The 16,604-nt window shown below is 73.1% G+C and carries 16 protein-coding genes; 8 read left to right on the top strand and 8 right to left on the bottom strand.

Features of this window, described 5'->3' with window-relative positions; all coding sequences use genetic code 11:
- Positions 1 to 2 precede the first annotated feature (2 nt).
- Positions 3 to 1,118: an FAD-binding oxidoreductase gene (locus ACFHWT_RS28580; protein WP_416597773.1), complete on the bottom strand. Its 1,116-nt coding sequence runs from the start codon at positions 1,116 to 1,118 to the stop codon at positions 3 to 5.
- A gap of 213 nt (positions 1,119 to 1,331) precedes the next feature.
- Here ACFHWT_RS28580 and ACFHWT_RS28575 point away from each other — a divergent pair, with 213 nt between their 5' ends.
- The gene (locus tag ACFHWT_RS28575) at positions 1,332 to 2,066 is read left to right on the top strand and encodes a CPBP family intramembrane glutamic endopeptidase (RefSeq protein WP_416597786.1); all 735 of its coding nucleotides are present in this window, start codon (positions 1,332 to 1,334) and stop codon (positions 2,064 to 2,066) included.
- Here the strand turns inward: ACFHWT_RS28575 and ACFHWT_RS28570 are convergent.
- Positions 2,053 to 3,027, bottom strand: coding sequence for a hypothetical protein (locus ACFHWT_RS28570; RefSeq protein ID WP_416597772.1), 975 nt, complete (start codon positions 3,025 to 3,027; stop codon positions 2,053 to 2,055). The genes ACFHWT_RS28575 and ACFHWT_RS28570 overlap by 14 nt on opposite strands.
- Before the next feature lie 203 nt (positions 3,028 to 3,230).
- Between ACFHWT_RS28570 and ACFHWT_RS28565 the strand changes: the two genes are divergently transcribed.
- Positions 3,231 to 4,517 carry an erythromycin esterase family protein gene (locus ACFHWT_RS28565; RefSeq protein ID WP_416597771.1) on the top strand — a complete coding sequence of 429 codons (1,287 nt, stop codon included), beginning with the start codon at positions 3,231 to 3,233 and terminating at the stop codon, positions 4,515 to 4,517.
- A gap of 36 nt (positions 4,518 to 4,553) precedes the next feature.
- On the opposite strand, the gene ACFHWT_RS28560 is transcribed toward ACFHWT_RS28565, so the two are convergent.
- Positions 4,554 to 5,258: an FtsX-like permease family protein gene (locus tag ACFHWT_RS28560; protein WP_416597770.1), complete on the bottom strand. Its 705-nt coding sequence runs from the start codon at positions 5,256 to 5,258 to the stop codon at positions 4,554 to 4,556.
- A gap of 112 nt (positions 5,259 to 5,370) precedes the next feature.
- Here ACFHWT_RS28560 and ACFHWT_RS28555 point away from each other — a divergent pair, with 112 nt between their 5' ends.
- From ACFHWT_RS28555 to ACFHWT_RS28545, 3 genes are read left to right on the top strand one after another with little or no spacing between them, the layout of a single operon-like run.
- Positions 5,371 to 5,907, top strand: coding sequence for a PadR family transcriptional regulator (locus tag ACFHWT_RS28555; RefSeq protein WP_416597769.1), 537 nt, complete (start codon positions 5,371 to 5,373; stop codon positions 5,905 to 5,907).
- Entirely contained in the window at positions 5,904 to 6,608 is a 705-nt protein-coding gene (locus tag ACFHWT_RS28550; protein ID WP_416597768.1) for an ABC transporter ATP-binding protein, read from the top strand. Before ACFHWT_RS28555 ends, ACFHWT_RS28550 begins: the two co-directional genes overlap by 4 nt.
- The gene (locus tag ACFHWT_RS28545) at positions 6,605 to 8,140 is read left to right on the top strand and encodes an FtsX-like permease family protein (RefSeq protein WP_416597767.1); all 1,536 of its coding nucleotides are present in this window, start codon (positions 6,605 to 6,607) and stop codon (positions 8,138 to 8,140) included. The genes ACFHWT_RS28550 and ACFHWT_RS28545 overlap by 4 nt, the downstream gene beginning before the upstream one ends.
- Positions 8,141 to 8,184: 44 nt before the next feature.
- Here ACFHWT_RS28545 and ACFHWT_RS28540 read toward each other — a convergent pair whose 3' ends face one another.
- From ACFHWT_RS28540 to ACFHWT_RS28530, 3 genes are read right to left on the bottom strand one after another with little or no spacing between them, the layout of a single operon-like run.
- Positions 8,185 to 8,874 (bottom strand): hypothetical protein, encoded by a 690-nt coding sequence (locus ACFHWT_RS28540; RefSeq protein ID WP_416597766.1) that lies wholly within the window; start codon positions 8,872 to 8,874, stop codon positions 8,185 to 8,187.
- Entirely contained in the window at positions 8,871 to 10,412 is a 1,542-nt protein-coding gene (gene eccE, locus ACFHWT_RS28535; RefSeq protein WP_416597765.1) for a type VII secretion protein EccE, read from the bottom strand. The genes ACFHWT_RS28540 and eccE overlap by 4 nt, the downstream gene beginning before the upstream one ends.
- 3 nt (positions 10,413 to 10,415) lie before the next feature.
- Complete coding sequence (locus ACFHWT_RS28530) at positions 10,416 to 12,095, bottom strand: right-handed parallel beta-helix repeat-containing protein (RefSeq protein ID WP_416597764.1); 1,680 nt, start codon at positions 12,093 to 12,095, stop codon at positions 10,416 to 10,418.
- 218 nt (positions 12,096 to 12,313) lie between these two features.
- Between ACFHWT_RS28530 and ACFHWT_RS28525 the strand changes: the two genes are divergently transcribed.
- The 3 genes from ACFHWT_RS28525 to ACFHWT_RS28515 are packed head-to-tail and all read left to right on the top strand — an operon-like array spanning position 12,314 to position 14,519.
- On the top strand, positions 12,314 to 12,697 hold the full coding sequence (locus ACFHWT_RS28525; protein ID WP_416597763.1) for a YwqJ-related putative deaminase: 384 nt from the start codon (positions 12,314 to 12,316) through the stop codon (positions 12,695 to 12,697).
- A complete protein-coding gene (locus ACFHWT_RS28520; protein WP_416597762.1) occupies positions 12,697 to 13,188 on the top strand; it encodes an SUKH-3 domain-containing protein in 492 nt (163 codons plus the stop codon). Before ACFHWT_RS28525 ends, ACFHWT_RS28520 begins: the two co-directional genes overlap by 1 nt.
- On the top strand, positions 13,185 to 14,519 hold the full coding sequence (locus ACFHWT_RS28515; protein WP_416597761.1) for an SseB family protein: 1,335 nt from the start codon (positions 13,185 to 13,187) through the stop codon (positions 14,517 to 14,519). Before ACFHWT_RS28520 ends, ACFHWT_RS28515 begins: the two co-directional genes overlap by 4 nt.
- 7 nt (positions 14,520 to 14,526) lie before the next feature.
- On the opposite strand, the gene ACFHWT_RS28510 is transcribed toward ACFHWT_RS28515, so the two are convergent.
- The gene (locus ACFHWT_RS28510) at positions 14,527 to 14,988 is read right to left on the bottom strand and encodes a hypothetical protein (RefSeq protein WP_416597760.1); all 462 of its coding nucleotides are present in this window, start codon (positions 14,986 to 14,988) and stop codon (positions 14,527 to 14,529) included.
- Positions 14,967 to 16,250: a S8 family serine peptidase gene (locus ACFHWT_RS28505; protein ID WP_416597759.1), complete on the bottom strand. Its 1,284-nt coding sequence runs from the start codon at positions 16,248 to 16,250 to the stop codon at positions 14,967 to 14,969. Before ACFHWT_RS28505 ends, ACFHWT_RS28510 begins: the two co-directional genes overlap by 22 nt.
- Positions 16,251 to 16,604 lie beyond the last annotated feature (354 nt).

Genomic DNA, 16,604 nt, shown 5'->3' with positions numbered 1-16,604 from the left:
GGTCACACCTCGCCGAAGCTGTCGTAGCGGATGTGGTCGGCCGGGACGTCGAGCTCGGCCAGCCGACGCAGACTGGACCGGACCATGCCGGCCGACCCGGCGACGAAGAAGTCGTGCTCGTACCACGGGCCGTAGCGGGCCAGCACGTCGGCGACCTCGCCGTGCTCCCCGGTCCAGCCCGGGTCGTCCGAGCAGCACGGCACCACGTTCAGCCAGGGGTAGGCGGCGCAGAGCTGGCTCAGCTCCGGCAGGTCGTACAGGTCGTCGCGGGTCCGCCCGCCCAGGTAGACGTGCACCCAGCGGCTGCGGTTGTACCGGGTCAGCTCGTCGATCAGGGCCTTGACCGGGGCGAAACCGACCCCGCCGGCCAGGCAGACGATGTCCCGTGGCGAGTCCCGGTCCAGCACCATCGTGCCCATCGGGGCGGCCACCCGCAGCAGGTCGCCGGGGCGGACCCGGCGGACCAGCGCGCTGGACACCCAGCCGGCCGCTGCCGCCCGGACGTGGAACTCCAGCGTGTTGTCCGCCCGGGGCGCGTTCGCGATCGAGTAGCTGCGCCACAGCCTCGGCTGGTAGCGCGGCACCTCGACACTCACGTACTGCCCCGCCTGATACTCCAGCCGGTGCTGCAGCGGCCGGCAGGTCAGCACGGCGACGTCGGCGCCCCGGCGTTCGTGGTCGAGCACCTCGGCGTGCCAGAACGCCGGATTCGGGTCGCTCTCGGCGCCGATGACCAGGTTGGTGGTGAGCATCTCCAGCGCGGCGCCCCAGGCCTCGTCGTACTCGAAGCTCCACCGGTCACCGGCGACCGTACGCAGCGCTTCCAACAGCATGCCGCCGAACGCGGCGTAGTCCGCAGCTTGCACATGGAACTTGCGGTGGGCCCGACCGAGTGACTGAAGGTAGTCGGCGAACTGCTCCGGGTCGTCGATCGAGCCGACGGCGGAGACGATGGCTTCGATCAGGCAGCGCCGCTGGGTGTCCATCTGCACCGGGAAAAGCTGGCGAAGATCCGGTCGGTCCAGGAATAGCCGGGCGTAGAAGTAGCCCGCCACCTGGTCGTGCTCCTCCTCGACGAGCACCCAGCTCTCCTTCAACAGTTGCGCGAGATTGCTCATCGAGGCCTTCCCCGTCACCGTGCCGCCACTGACGCCGTACCACTGGGTTCCAGGGTGAGCACTCTTCGTAGCGAGTCGACGTACCCGATGTGCGACATTGCTCTGCCGTACCCGCTCGGGCACAGTGGTCCGGTGACGGTCGACCTCACCGGTACGCCACCGCCGGCCAGCAGCAACCCGGACGCCCACCCGGCGGCCCCGCCGCCGCCGCGCCTGCTGCGCGCCGAGGTACTCCTGGTCCTCGGCGTGTCGCTCGGCCAGTCCGCGGTCTACGCCCTGGTCACCATCACCGCGCGACTGACCGCCGACCGGCCGCTGGGCCAGCAGACCGCCACCATGAACGCCTCCCAGTCGGCCCGCCCCTGGCTGGATCTGACGTACCAGCTGCTCGGGATCTTCTTCGCCCTCGTGCCGGTCCTGCTGGCGGTCCACCTGCTCAGCCGGGACCGGTCCGACGCCCGGGCCCGGCTCGGACTCGACGCCCGGTCACCGCTGCGCGACCTGGCCTGGGGCGCCGCCCTGGCCGCCGCGATCGGGCTGCCCGGACTCGGACTGTTCTGGATCGCCGCGCTGCTCGGGCTGAACGCCAGCCTGGTCCCGGCCGCGCTACCACAGCTGTGGTGGACGGTCCCGGTGCTGATCCTGGCCGCCGCGCAGAACGCCATCTTGGAGGAGGTGATCGTGGTCGGCTACCTGATGACCCGGCTGCGGCAGCTCGGCTGGCGGATCGGCGCGGTCATCGCCACCAGCTGCCTGCTGCGCGGCACCTACCACCTCTACCAGGGCTTCGGGGCGTTCGTCGGCAACGTGATCATGGGCGTGGTGCTGTCGCTGTTCTTCCTGCGTACCCGCCGGGTGATGCCGTTGATCATCGCGCACACCCTGCTGGACGTCTTCGCGTTCGTCGGCTACGCGCTGCTGCCCCGCGACTGGTTCAGCTGGCTGTGACCGGCGCAGCCGGCGTGCCCGGCCGGTAGTGCGCACTCGCCCGCGCGGCCAGCCGCTCCAGCAGCAGCGTGTCGCCCGACCAGGCGACCAGCGCCCGCCCGCCGGGCAGGAACCGGGCCGGCAACCGCAGCAGCGCCCACCCGCCGTCGGTCAACCGGCTCACCGCCTCGGTGAACCGCTGGGCGCCGCCGAGCAGCCGCAACGCCGGATCCTCCTGGTCGTCGGCCGCCGGCCGACCCGCCGCGTCCAACGCGGCGCGGGCCGCCGCGACGTCCGGCTGCATGCCGGTCAGGGCCAGCAGCTCCGCCGCCCGGTCCCGGTCGGTCGGATCATGCCGGTACGCGGCCGCCACGTGCAGCGTGACAGCGGCCTGCGTCCAGCCGAGCGTCACCAGCTCCAGGGCCGGGCCGAGCAGCCCACCGGCGGTGGCGACCGCCGCGCCGGCCCCGGCGAGCCGGGTGAAGCGCCGGGCCGCAAGCCGGGCCAGGGCGTCGTCGCTGGCCGCCGGGTAGGCGTCGCGCAGCCGGGCCGCCCAGTCCCGCGCCGCCGGCCCGATCCGGTCCACCGCGGCCAGGGCGAGCAGTTCCGGCGCGTACGCCGGACGCGCCAACAGGTGTCGCAGCGTACCGCCGGGGACCGGACCTAGACCTGGGTCTGGATCTGGCGGCGGAGCGTCGACCGGATCCGGCACCGGCGCGGCTTTCTTCGCTGTGGTCTTCTTCGTCGGCGTGACCTTCTTTGTCGGCGCGGTCTTCTTGGCGGCGGTCTTCTTGGCGGCGGTCTTCTTTGCTGGCGCGGCGGTCTTCGTCGGCGCGGTCTTCTTCGCCGCCGGCTTCTCCGCCGACGTGGTCTCCGCTGCCGGAGTCGTCTTCTTTGCTGGCGCGGTCTTCTTTGCTGGCGCGGCCTTCTTGGCGGGGCCCTCGGCGGTGCCGGCTGCGCTCGGCGGTGGCTGGAACAACACGGGAGCGATGACGGCGGGCGGCGTGAAGCCGGCCTTCGGCGTCCTGGCCCGTGGGGCAGGGGACCGCCTCGGCTCAGCGTCAGGCGATTGCTCCTCCATGCTCACGCAGCCTAGCCCGAACCCGCCCGCAACACCCGCCTCGCCGGTTCCAGTGACCCCGGCTGACGGGGTTTGTGCCGGTAACGCCCGGGTACCCGGGCCCGGTGGCCAGATACGCCGCGGACATCACCGCGCTGGCGCGACCGCTGGTCGACGCCGACGACCTCGACCCGCTGATCGACCGGGCCGCCGACGCGCGGGTGGTGATGCTCGGCGAGGCGAGCCACGGTACGCACGAGTTCTACGGCTGGCGGGCGGCCGTCACCCGCCGACTGATCACCGAACACGGCTTCTCCTTCGTCGCCGTCGAAGGGGACTGGCCGGACTGCGACCGGGTCGACCGCAGCGTCCGGGGCCGGCTCGACGCCCCCCGCGACCCGCGCGACGCGCTGACCACCTTCGAACGCTGGCCGACCTGGATGTGGGCCAACGACGAGGTCGTCGACTTCTGCCGCTGGCTGCGCCGGCAGAACGACTCGGTCAGCGAATCCGCCCGGGTCGGCTTCCACGGGCTGGACGTCTACTCGCTGTGGGAGTCGCTCCGGGAGATCCTCGTCTACCTGCGGGAACATCGACCGGACCAGGTGCCGGCGGCGCTGGACGCGTACCGCTGCTTCGAACCGTACGTTGAGGACCCGCAGGACTACGCGTCCGCCCTGCGGCTGGTGCCCGCCGGCTGCGAGGCGGAGGTGATCGACCTGCTGGTCCGGCTGCGGCGCGACGCCGCCACCGACGGGGCCGGCAGCTTCGGTGCCTGGCAGAACGCCGAGGTGGTGGCCGGTGCCGAACGCTACTACCGGGCGTTGGTCTCCGGCGGCCGGTTGTCCTGGAACGTCCGGGACCGGCACATGGACGACACCCTCGCCCGGCTGCTCGACCGGTACGGACCGGACGCCCGAGCGGTGGTGTGGGCGCACAACACGCACGTCGGCGACGCCCGGGCCACCGACATGGCCGAACTCGGCGAGGTCAACATCGGACAGCTGGCCCGCGAGCGGTACGGCCCGGACCGGGTGGTCCTGGTCGGTTTCGGCACCTACCGGGGCACGGTGGTGGCCGGCGACATCTGGGGTGCGCCGATGCGGCTGATGCCCGTACCGCCGGCCCGGCCGGGGTCGCTGGAAGCGATCCTCTCCGTCGCGGCCCCGGCCGAGGCGTTGTTCGTCTTCCCCACCGACGGCAGACCGGACCTGCTCACCGACGAGCTGGACCACCGGGCGATCGGGGTGGTCTACCGGCCGAACATGGAACGGCGCGGCAACTACGTGCCGACCGTGCTCGGCGACCGCTACGACGCGTTCCTCTGGTTCGACCGCAGCCGCGGCGTACGCCCGTTGCGGACCGCTCACGTCGAGCTGCGCGAACCGGAGACCTTCCCGTCCGGCGTCTGATCGGCATCCGAACGCCGCGTCGTCGACGTCCGAGGATCACTCGGTACGCAGCCCGTCGGCGCGCATCAGCCGCCACAGCGCCGGCAGACCGGCGGCGGCGACCAGCAGCACCACACCGGCACCCGCCGCGCTGGCCCCGGCAACGGTCCACCAGCTGACCACGAGGTCGCGGCCGACCACGCCCAGCAGCACCGCGCCGAGCCCGATTCCGGCGACCACCGCCAGGACCAGCCCGAGCAGTACGGGCACCAGATGCTGCCAGACGACCGCCCAGCCGAGCGCCCGCCGGGGCGTGCCGAACGCGTCCAGCATGGCCAGTAGCCGGCGCCGCTCCCGCAGCTGCTCCAGCATGGTGACCAGCATGCTGGCGGCGATCAGCAGCAGGGTGACGACGATGCCGACAGTAAGTCCACGGCGGACGTTGGCGAACTGCCGGGTCTCCGTCGTCGCAGACAAGGTGGACAGCAGGTCCATCGGCCCGGCGGTGGCGAGAATATTGCGGACGTGCTCGACCGCATCCGGCTGGCCGGGGTCGATCTGCAGGTACGCCGTGGTCGGCAGCCGGCCGGCCGCGTCGACGTCGATCGCGCCCGGTGTGGCGAAGATCCCGAACCGATCGATCCCGTACGGATCGACCCGCGACTGCGCCGGTCGGGCGTCGACGGGGACCATCCACTCGTACCCACCAGGCGCGAGCTGCACCCGCTCGCCGGCCCGGATCGGTTCGACCGATGTCTCCACCAGCCGACCCTGCTCGTCGACGGTCGCCGGATCGCAGGTACTCGGGAGGCGGTGCGGCGTGTCCCGGTGGGTCGCTTGACGGCAGCTATTCGCTCAGTGAATAGTTGGCCGGGTGTCCACCGTCCACGTACTCCTCGGGCTGCTCTCCCGTGGTGCCCGGCACGGCTACGAGCTGAAGCGGGACCACGACCAGCGGCTGCCACGCGCCAAACCGATCGCGTTCGGTCAGGTCTACGCCACCCTCGGCCGGATGCAGCGCGACGGCCTCGTCGAGCAGGCGCAGCGCGATCGCGCCGCCGGCCCCGACCGCACCTCGTACGCGCTCACCAACACCGGCCGGACCGCCCTCCACAGCTGGCTCGACGCGATCGAACCACCCGCCCCGTACGTCACCAGCACGCTGCTCGCCAAGGTCGTCGTCGCGCTGCTGATCGACGACCCCGAGCGGGCCCGGCGCTACCTGGCCGCCCAGCGAGCGGCACACGCCGCGCGGATCCGGGAACTCACCCGGACCAAGACCGCGTCGGACGCGACCCTCGGCGAGATCGTCGCCGCCGACTACGCGATCAACCACCTCGACGCCGACCTGCGCTGGCTGGACACCACCGTGGGCCGCGTCGCCGACCTGCACCGGGAGGTACGTCAGTGAACAGTCCGCTGCTCGCCGGCCGAGGAGTCGTCCGCTCGTACGGCGCCACCCCGGCGCTGCGCGGCGTCAGCCTCGACGTCGCCGAAGGCGAGATCGTCGCCGTCACCGGGCCCAGCGGGTGCGGCAAGTCCACCCTGCTGCACTGCCTCGCCGGCATCCTGCGCCCGGACGCCGGTGAGATCCACTACCGCGACCAGCGCATCGACCTGCTCTCCGAGTCGGCCCGTGCCGTGCTGCGGCGTACCGAACTCGGGGTGCTGTTCCAGTTCGGCCAGCTCGTCCCCGAGCTGACCGCAGCGGAGAACGCCGCGCTCCCGCTGCTGCTCGCCGGCACGGGGCGGCGAGCAGCCCGGACCGCGGCGCTCACCTGGCTGGACCGGCTCGGCGTCGCCGACCAGGCCGACACCGTGCCCGGCGAGATGTCCGGCGGCCAGCAGCAGCGGTGCGCGCTGGCCCGCGCGATGATCACCGAACCTCGGGTGCTGTTCGCCGACGAACCAACCGGTGCGTTGGACACCCTGACCGGCGAGCAGGTCCTCGGCCAGATGGTCCGGGTCGCCCGCGAGCAGCGGACCTCCGTCGTGCTCGTCACCCACGACCCCCGGGTCGCCGGGTACGCCGACCGGGAAATCATGCTGCGGGACGGCGAGATCGACCCGGCCGGGCTCGGCCCGGTCGTCACCCGGACGGCCCGGTCGTGATCCGTCCGGCCACCCTGCTGCGGCTCGGCCTCGTCGGCACCCGCACCGACACGGTACGGATCGTCCTCACCGCCGCCGCCGCGCTGCTCACCACCGTCACCTTCCTGGCCGCCGCCACGGTCATCGCCGTGCCGACCGTCCCGGACGGAAGATCCGACCGGTCCCCGCAGTACGGCCCGGCGCTGATCGCCGAGGCCGAGCTGCGGACCGGAGTCGCCATCGCCCTGTTTCTCCTGGCGATCCCGGTCCTCGCCCTCGCCGGGCAGTGCGCCCGACTCGGCGCGCCAGCCCGTGACCAGCGACTCGCCGCCATTCGGCTGGCCGGCGGCACCCCCGGTCAGGTCCGGGCGCTGGCCGCCACCGAAACCGGGCTGGCCGGTGTGCTCGGCTCCGTCACCGGGTTGGCCGGGTACCTGGCCGGCCGACTTCTGCTGCACCGCCCGGACGAGCACGGCCTGCTGCCGCTGCCCACCGACGTGCTGCCGCCGGTCTGGTCGCTGATCCTGATCGTGGCCGGCATCCCGCTGCTCGCGACCGCAGTCGCCGCCGCCCTGCTGCGTACGGTCGTCGTGTCGCCGCTCGGCGTACAGCGCCGGCGCCGGGCAGGGCGGCCCGGGTGGTGGCCCGGCCTGCTCATCCTCGGCGGCCTGGTGGTGACCTTCCTGTTCCGGCCGCTCGTCGACTGGGCTGCCGGCCGGGAAACCCCACTGTGGGGCGTGGCGGCCATCGCGTTCGCCGGGGCGCTGGCCATCGCGATCGGCGTCGCCACCGGCACCGGCTGGATCTCGTACGCGACCGGACGGTTCCTGCGGCGAGTCGCCCGCCGCCCCGCGACCCTGCTCGCCGCCCGACGGCTGAGCACCGACCCGTGGCACGGCGCACGGACCTTCGCCGGGCTGCTGGTCTGCGTCCTGTTCGGTGCCGGCACCGCTGGCTTCAGCGCCTACCTGGCGGCCGAGTTCGGCAGCTGGGACCGGGTCCACCGGATCCTCGCCGAACAGAGCGGCCAGCCGTACAGCCCGAGTGACAACAGTTTCTACTTCAACGCGGTCACGCTGGTGAACATCGCGGTCCTCGTGGGCCTGGCGATCGCCGCCGCCGGTCTGGCCGTCGCGGTCGTCGAAGGCATCGTGGAGCGCCGCCGCGCCAACGCGGCACTCGTCGCCACCGGCGTACCACGCGGGGTGCTGGCCCGCTCGGTCCTGGTGCAGACCCTCACCCCGCTGCTACCGGCAACCCTGGTGGCGCTGACCGCTGGCACGATGATGGCCAGGGCGCTCGGAACGGAGGTCTCCTCCGGCCCGCGTACCGCCACGTTCTGCGATCCGGTGGACGCCTGTCGCACCCCCGAGGACTGGACGGAGCACGGCCGGACGATCGAACATCCGGGCATCACTGTGCCGGTGCCGGTGCCGCTCGACGACCTGGCGCTGCTCGGCGCTGGCGCGATGGTGGCCGCCCTGGCCACGGTCGGCGTCGGCCTGCTGTTCCTGCGCGGTGCCACCGACCTGACGGAGCTCCGGCAGACCTGACGGCTCGGTAGATCTGACGGTTGCGGCCGGCGTGGCCGGCCTGGTCAGGGTCGGCCGACCGGGCCGAGCAGCGCCGACTCCATCGACGTCGGATGCAGCATCACCCACTGCAGCCGGCCCTGGCTGACCAGACCGACCATCTCCGGATGGATCCGGGTCAGCCAGCTCTGCGCCTCGGTGAACCCCAACGCCGAAGCCACCAGCGCCGCTTCGGCGGCGGTCAACCGCTGCAGCACCACCAGGTCGCTGCGGACCAGCGGGTCGAGATCCCAGCTGCCCACGTCGTTGCGGACCACCATCGTCGTCCGCCACGGCACCCCCATCTCCGGGGTGCCGCCCATCGCCGGTCCGACGTCCACCGTCAGCAGTTGGGGATGGGCCGGCGACGGCGGTGGTGGCGGCTGGGCGCCGGGCGGCAGGAACGACGCCGACTCCCGACCCAGGCCGCACTGGTGCAGGAACCCGTGCCAGTCCGGCTCGCGGGCGGTCTGGATGAACAGGTGCGCGCCCAGCGCCATCGCCCGCAGCGCCAACAGCTGGGCGCAGCGCAGCCCGCCGACCACCAGCAGCCGGGTCGGTTCCGGGCGGAACAACCGCACCGCGACCGGCCCGCCCTGCCGGTTGCGGCCGACGACCATGCCGTCGCCGCCGGCCCGCAACCGTACGTCGCCGAGTGCTTCGAGACCTGCGGTATGCAGGCCGGTCGGCGGGATGATCGACAACGGACCCGTCACGGCAGGAACCCCCCGAGCGGCAGGGTGGCGGCCAGCCCACGGACATGCTCACCGTCGATCCGCTCGGTGAGCCCGCCGCGGTCGCGTACCGCCTCGGTCAGGGCCTGGTCGCCGGCGGCCAGCGTCGTCACGTCGGCGGCGGTGAGCCGGACCGCGGCCGACACCGTCACGTCCCCGGCGGCCGCCTCGGTCGGATGCCCCGGCTCTCGGGCGACGGCGACCGACACCACCGTGTCGACCATCGGCAGCTGCCGCAACACGTCGTCCAGCTGCCACGGCAGCTCCGGCCAGCGCAGCAGCCGGCGGCAGACCTGCGGCACCTCACCGCTCCACCACGCCTGCCAGGTCTCCTCGCCGGCGACCCGGTTGCTGGCGGTGCCGTAGACGTTGCCGCCCTCCTGCCGGCTGGGCAGCTGCGCCAGGTAGCCGACGGCGGCCAGCAACTCGTCGCCGCCCAGCAGCCGGGCCGGCACCCGGTCCTGCTTCAGCTGGCGCTGGACCCGCCGGACCGACGACACCAGCGCCGGCGCCAGCTCCCGATCGGTGTAGCCGTCCGGCGTACGCATCACCTGGAGCACCAGCCAGGCCCGCCGGCGGGCCGGCACGTCACCGCCGGTCAGCTCCCGGTAGGAGCGCTCCACCAGCCCTCGGCCGGTATGTGTGCGCGGTGCCGCCGCGATCTGGACGAGCAGCTGCACCGAGATCGGCGGGGCGGCCGGATCCGCCGCCGGCAGCAGCGCCGCAGGGGATGGCAGACTCAGCGCGGATCCGACGAACAGCGAACCGTCGGCGGGGTCGAGCTCCAGGACGGCGCAGACGCCTCCCCGGTGACTGATCGTCGCCATCGTCCGGCCGCTGACCGTGACATCGTCCACCATGGCGGTAGGTTCCACGAACCGGAGCAGGCCAGCCGCCCGGTTGCCGCCACCGGCCGGCAGCCGCCGGGGCCGCAGCCGGTACCGCAACCACACCGCCATCCACTGGTAGAGCCACCGCCCGCGCAGCCGAACCACCGTCGGTGCCAGCAGCAGGGCCAGCGCCGCCGCCGTCACCAGCGCCACGACCGGCCCTCGCTGGTACGCGGCGAGCAACACCGTCGCCGCCAGTTGCCAGTAGACCAACTGCCCGATGGCGAACGGGCCGGTGCCGGGGCGGACCCGCCGGGGCCGGATCCGGCTGCCGGACGCCGCCGCCGGGCTCGATGCGGCAGCTGCCGACCCGGCGACGCCGGTGATCATGTCCGGCGTCGGCCTACCCGACCCTGATCCCGGCGGCGGCACCGGCACGGCGGCCCGCGCCGCCCGCGCCGCCGCCGACCGGCCAGCGGCCTGCCCGGTCGACAGTCCGGCAGCACCAACCATCGGCAGCTCCGAGGTGGGGGCCGAGCCGGCCACGGCCACCGTCGGCGGCACGGCTGCGGGTGGCGGTGCCGCTGCGGGCATCGGCGCGGCGTCGCGCTGTCGGGGCGGTGCCCACTGTTGCCAGCCGGCCGGTGCGTCCGGAGACTGGTCGGCGGGAGAGCCCGAGGCGGTCGTCATCGCTCAGCGTCCGGTCGCCGTACGGACATCGGCCTCGGTCACCGTACGCAGCTCGTCCAGGCTGGGCCGCTGGCCGGACTGGCGCAGCCGCTGCGCCTGCGCCTTGCGTACCCCCTCGAAGAGCTTGCGCGCCTCACGGGCGTTGCCGAAGCTCTCGTCCCTCGGCACCGTCGCAAAGTGTCCGAGCAGGACCTCCGGCACGGCGGCGGCGAGCAGGTACTCGTCGTTCGCCGCCATCCGCTCGACGATCACCACCAACTGCTCCGGGGTGTAGTTGCCGAACTCGATCGTCCTGGCGAACCGGGACGCCAGGCCCGGGTTGGCGTCGAGGAACTGCCGCATCTCCCCGGTGTAGCCGGCGACGATCACCGCGATCTCGTCCCGGTGATCCTCCATCAGCTTGACCAGGGTGTCGATCGCCTCCTGACCGAAGTCCCCGCCGCTGCCGAACGACCGGGACAGGGTGTACGCCTCGTCGACGAAGAGCACACCGCCTCGGGCCTGCTCGAAGACGGCCGCCGTCTTCTCCGCCGTGTGGCCCAGGTACTGCCCGACCAGGTCACGCCGGGACACCTCACGGAACGGCCCGCCGGACAGCACCCCCAGCGCGGCCAGCAGCTCACCGTAGATCCGGGCCACCGTCGTCTTACCGGTGCCCGGCGCGCCCGCGAAGATCAGATGATGGCTGACCGCGCTGACCGGCAGCCCGGCGCCGCGCCGCCACTCGTTCACCTGGATCTCGTCGATCAGCCCGCGCACCTCGTCCTTGACCGACTCCAGGCCGACCATCGCGTCGAGCTCGGCCAGCAACTCCTCGGTACGGGCGGTGTCCTGCCCGCCGGCCGACGCGGCGGCGGCCGCGCCGAACACCGCGCGTCGGCTCGCCGCACCGGTGACGATGGTCGGCTCGGCGCCCTCGGCGATGTCGAACGCCGGGGTCGCCGTGTTCTCGGTGCTGCACTCCTCGACACTGCCCGCACAGCCGCGACCGAAGGAGACCGCCGGACCACGGGTGTCGCGGATCCGGCAGCGTCGCAGCGTCGGCGCGCTCTGGTGGGCGACCGCGACCCCGGCCCCGCCGGTCCGGGAGATCTCGCACGTCTCCAACACCGGGCGGCCGTGCTGGTAGACGTAGACGCCCCGGTTGCCGCAACCGGTGATGGTCGACGCCCGGATGGTGGGCGCGGCCCCGATCCTGACAATCACGCCGTCCTCGGCAAGGTCGGTGAACTCGCAACCGTCGACGGTGCCGTCCGAATCCTCGACCACCAGGCCGTGCCGCGCCCCGGTGACCGTGCACCGGGTCAGCGTGAAACTCGACCGGTTGCCGATCACGACGCCGGCACCGAATCCGGCCCGCAGCTGGCAGCCGGTCATGGTCAGCTTGGCCCGGTCGACCGCCACCGCCGGCGCGTCGCCGGCCAGCAGCACCAGGTCACGCAGTTCGAGGGTGCCGCCGTTGACAGAAACGGTCGGATAGTTGCCGGCGGAGGCGTCGACGGTCACAAACCCGGCACCCTGGGCGGCGACCACAGTGATCTGTCGATCGTTGACGAACAACGCCTCGTAGTAGGTGCCGGGGGCGACGGCCACCACCGACCCGTCGGACGCCGCCGCGAGCGCGTCACCGATCGACGGATAGGCGCCTGGCTGGTCCGGACTGACCGAGAGGGTGCGCGTCATGGCTCCGGGCTTCGTACGCGGCGGGACAGGGGATTCCGACGATATCGCAGCACCACCAGACCCGGTGTCCGGTGAACGACCGCGTCGGCCCGGACCCGCGTCGGCCGCACCGACCGGCACCGGTTGTCTACGCTCTACGGCGGGATCCCGGGCCCCGCCGGCCCGGCCAGCCCCCCGGACTCGGCCGGACCCGACCGGACGGCGAAAAGGAGAGCGTGATGGCGGTACGCATGCTGCCGTTGACGGCAGCCGCTCTGCTGGTCGACGGCGAGGTCCACACCCACACCTCGGTACGCGGCGACCACCTCCCGCAGCTGCACCCGCTGGTCCGGCGGATCCTGGACGAACTTCCGGTCGGCCAGCGGGAACGCTTCGTCGGCTGGTGCGCCGAGCCGGTGCTGATCTCCGACCGGCTGTACGCCGTACAGCAGGGCCAGCCCGGCACCGAACTGTCCCCAGCGGCCGCCCGCGCGGCGCTGTGGGGTGCCCGGATCCGGGTCACCCGGATCCGCGAACCGGACGATCCGGCCCACGGCACCGTGGTAGCCCCGTGCCGGTCCTGCCACCAGCTGCTCGACTGGTTCGGGATGGAGACGCTTTGATGCCCGGTGACGACCGGTTCCCGCCGGAGGTGTCCGCCGCCCTGACTGCGGCCGGCTGGCAGCCGGGGCGACGCGACGAGCAGCGGGGCCGCGACTGGGCCCTGCGGGTCGCCGGGCACGTCGGCCCCGACGGGCGGCAGCACACCGTGGTCGGTCCCGCGATCGAGGCGTACGCCGAGTTCGGTGGCCTGTACGTCGAACCGGACAGCCCTGGTGAGGCGGTCGCGCCGAGCACGGTCCACCTTGATCCGCTGCGCGCCGTGCACACCGTCGCTACCCTCGCCGTACTCGCCGACACGCTGGGCGTGCCGGTCAGCCCGCTCGGCGTCGAAGCGGACGGCACCGGCATCCTGGCCATCGACGCCCGGCAGCGGGTGTTCGTGCTGGACCACGGCGGCGACTGGTTCATCGGCCGGTCGGTCGAGCAGGCCGTCACCGCGCTGATACTCGGTCAGCGGCCGCACCGGCTCGCCGAGGACGGCAGCTGGTGACCGTCGACCCGGAGCCAGGGTCGCAGTCGCTGGCGGTGCCGGGTCCGCGGTCGGGGCCCGACCCGGCGGGGTGGCGACCGGCCACCGCAGCCGAGGCGGGCATGGCCGCTGCCACCGACCGGGCAGGCTATCTGGCGGCGCTCGGCACCGGGCCGCTGCTGCTGCCGGTATCCGCCGAGGCCGCCGCCGGGCAGGCACCGTTCGCCTGGCCTACCGTCGAACACGACGGCGCACCACACGTACTGGCCTTCACTTCGCCGCAGGCCATCGCCGCCGGCCTGCCAGGCGAGTCGGTACGGTACGTCACGGTCACCCTGGCCGAGGTGGCCGCCGCGATCCCCGACGACAGCTGGTGGTTGGCGGTCGATCCGGGACTGCCGATCGCCGACCGGATCAGCGCCGGTCAGCTGCGGGAGCTGGCACCGTCACCCGATGCCGATGCCGATGCCGATGCCGCGGCTGGCCCCGCCGACCCGGCCGGCGACATCGCGCAGGCGCTGCGCGCCGCCGTCGCGGCCGAGGACCCGGACGCGGTGATGGCCGCCCTGCTGCGGGCCGAGTTCACCGTACCGCTGCCGCCGGGCGCCGCCCCCGACGCAACCGACCTGGCCGACCCTGGGTTTCCCTGGTGGTGTCTGCCGGACGAGGCGGGACAACCGTCGGTGCCGGTCTTCACCTCACCGGCGTTGCTGGCTGAGGTGTTCGACGTGCCGCCGCCGTCGGTCGTCGCCTCCAGCGTGCGACTCTTCGCGAACTGGCCGGATCCGCGCTGGCAGCTCGCCGTCGACCCGGGCACTGCCTCGGCGGTGAGCCTGCCCGGGGAGGCGGTCCGGCAGGTCAGCCGGTGGCTCGACGAGCTGCGCCGGACCGCGACCGAGGCGGACCAGGCGGTCGAGGTCGAGACGGTCGATGCTGATCCGGATGTTCCGGTCCGGATGCAGCTGGTCATCCCACACCGCCACCTGCACGCGTACGTGGCGGACGGCTACGACCGAATGGCCGGCCCGGTGCACCGCTGGCACGGCCCCGGCCGGGACACCCCCAATCGGCTGTACGCCCGGTTGGGCCTGCTCGGGCCGGAGTCGCCGTTCACCGCCGCCGACGAGTGGGTGCCGGTCGTCCGTTGGGAACCCGGCCCGGACACCCCGGCGACCTGGCTCGACGAGCGGCCGCAGCAGCGGGCGCTGGCCGTGCCGGACGGAGCCGAGCTGCACGTGCTGCATCAGGACGGCAGGGACGAACTGCTGGCCCGCTTCGACCGGGGCGGTCGACGCTGGCTGCCGGCGGAGCCGTCGCCGGGCGAGCCGTCGCCGGGCGAGACCACCGGTTGACCGGCGACTACCGCTTGGCCAGCCAGCGTCGCGCGGGCGGGGTGGCCAGCAGGATCACCGCCAGTCCGGCCAGCGCACCGACGACCATCGGCATCAGCATCGTCGGGTGGTAGTCGACCTTGCCGAACAGCAGCAGGCCGCCCAGCACGACGAGGAGCAGCCCGGCGGTGAACCCGGCCGGGGCCCGCAGCATGTTCGGCCCGCCGACCCAGACGATCCGCATGCCGGCCAGGGTCATGAAGACCAGCAGCAGGCAGAGCCCGAGGATCGCGAACGCGATTATCCACAGTAGGAATTTCGCGTCACCCTCGGCCCGGTAGGTGACGACCAGGAACGCGAGACCGGCGACCAGCCAGAGGGCAGCGGTGGGGATGGTCAGCAGTACGGCGGCGACGACGACCGGTGGCCGCCGCCGGTTGGCGGGGGTGGCGTCCGGCCCGGGTACGTTCACCGGCTCGGTGGACGCCATACCGAATCGTCCTCCGCGGTCGGCGGCTCGCCCCCGGTCGGCTGATCGGGCCCGGCCTGAGTCACCGGTGCCGGCACCAACGATGCGCCGACGTCGGCCGCCGGCGGTGGGCCGTCCCGGGCGGCCGCCGGACGTCTCGCCCGGCGGCGCAGCCACCGGATCAGCAGTACGACGCCGGTGATCAGTGTGCCGAGGATGGTGAAGAAGATCAGCATGCCGATGAGTTCGTCGAGCCCGAACTCGTAGCCTGGCTCGGGTGGCAGGTAGGCGACCGGGTCGCTGGCGGTCGGCGACGGTCGTGGGCTGGCCCGGTCGTCCGGCTCGGTGGTGAGCGCGGCGTGGATGTCCAGGATGCCCCAGCCGAAGTCGAGATCCTTGCCGGGCGGTCCGGCGTCGTACGCCGTACCGACCAGGCGTTGGAACAGTCTGCCCTGATCCTCGTCCGGATACCGAGCCTTGAGCAGCGCGAACGCCCCCGACACCAACGCGGTGGCGGAGCTGGCGCCGTCCATCGCGTAGTAACCGCCGCCAGCGGACGCTTGCACGATGTCCTCGCCGGGTGCGGCGATGTGGGTCTGCTCGGCGCGGATCGACTCCGGGCTGAGGCCACCGTCCCGCCCGCTGCTGGTGACCGCGATGGTCCACTCACTGCGGGCCGGCTGGCCGATCAGCACGTCAAGGCGGTTGCCGATCCCGGCGACGACGATGACGCCACGCCGGTACGCGTTCTCGACGGCCTGCTCCAGCGCCGGGTCGGACGATCCGGCGAGCGAGACGTTGATGATGTCGGCGCCGTTGTTGACCGCCCAGTTGATCCCGAGCGCGATGGACTCGGGGAGGATGATCTCGGTCTTCGGGCTGGAGAGCGTAACCGGCAGGATCTTGGCCTTCGGCGCTACGCCGAGCACCCCGTCACGGCGGTCCGGTCCGTGCCCGTGCCCGGCGATCAGCGACGCCATCCCGGTGCCGTGGTTGCGCCGGTCGACGTGACCCTTGCTGTCGCGGTCGTGAAGATCGGCCCCGGGCAGTACGTTGTCCCGCAGATCAGGGTGGGAGGCGTCGACGCCGGTGTCGACTACCGCGACGGTCACCCCCTCGCCCTGGGTGATCTGGTGCACCTCGGCCAGCCGCATCGCCTCGACATGCCAGGACTGGTCCCGGGTCTCGTCGGCCTGCGCCGGCCCGGCGGGCAGCGAGCCCGTGCCGACCAGGCCGACCAGCGTGGCCGCCACCAGGCCGAGCAACCGTCGGGAAGCACGCATGGGCGGAGCACACCTCTCCGTCGGGTAGCCGCCGGGCCACCCGGCGCTGCGTCCGGATGATACTGCTTCGGGCGCTTCATCCGGCTCGGCGCGGCCGCCTGTCGGCCTCATCGCTGGCCCAAACTCCGGCCCTGCTGCTGCGGCGGCTTCTCGTCGGGGGTGTCGATGGTGCCGGGAGCGGCCGGGTCGGTCTGCCACAACTCATCGTCACCGTCACCGTAACCCCAGGTCTGCTGCCGATCGTCGGTCTTGCGGCTGGTCCGACCGCCGCCACCGGCCGGGCCGGCACTCCGGTCCGGCGCGCCGATCCTGCTGTTCGGCTTCGGCGGCGGCCTGTCCTACGGAGGCCAGGTC

This window comes from Micromonospora sp. LOL_021 (assembly GCF_048060215.1).
In the GTDB taxonomy this organism is placed as follows: Bacteria; Actinomycetota; Actinomycetes; order Mycobacteriales; family Micromonosporaceae; genus Micromonospora_E.
Note: the sequence above shows the minus strand (reverse complement) of the source record. Positions and strands in the feature narration are given on the sequence as shown.

Bases quoted from the DNA above. Each gene is read 5' to 3' on its own strand.
- ACFHWT_RS28510 (WP_416597760.1), bottom strand. From the start codon at position 14,988: ATGGCGTCCACCGAGCCGGTGAACGTACCCGGGCCGGACGCCACCCCC.
- ACFHWT_RS28530 (WP_416597764.1), bottom strand. From the start codon at position 12,095: ATGACGCGCACCCTCTCGGTCAGTCCGGACCAGCCAGGCGCCTATCCG.
- ACFHWT_RS28505 (WP_416597759.1), bottom strand. From the start codon at position 16,250: ATGCGTGCTTCCCGACGGTTGCTCGGCCTGGTGGCGGCCACGCTGGTC.
- eccE (WP_416597765.1), bottom strand. From the start codon at position 10,412: ATGACGACCGCCTCGGGCTCTCCCGCCGACCAGTCTCCGGACGCACCG.
- ACFHWT_RS28520 (WP_416597762.1), top strand. From the start codon at position 12,697: ATGCCCGGTGACGACCGGTTCCCGCCGGAGGTGTCCGCCGCCCTGACT.
- ACFHWT_RS28525 (WP_416597763.1), top strand. From the start codon at position 12,314: ATGGCGGTACGCATGCTGCCGTTGACGGCAGCCGCTCTGCTGGTCGAC.
- ACFHWT_RS28580 (WP_416597773.1), bottom strand. From the start codon at position 1,118: ATGAGCAATCTCGCGCAACTGTTGAAGGAGAGCTGGGTGCTCGTCGAG.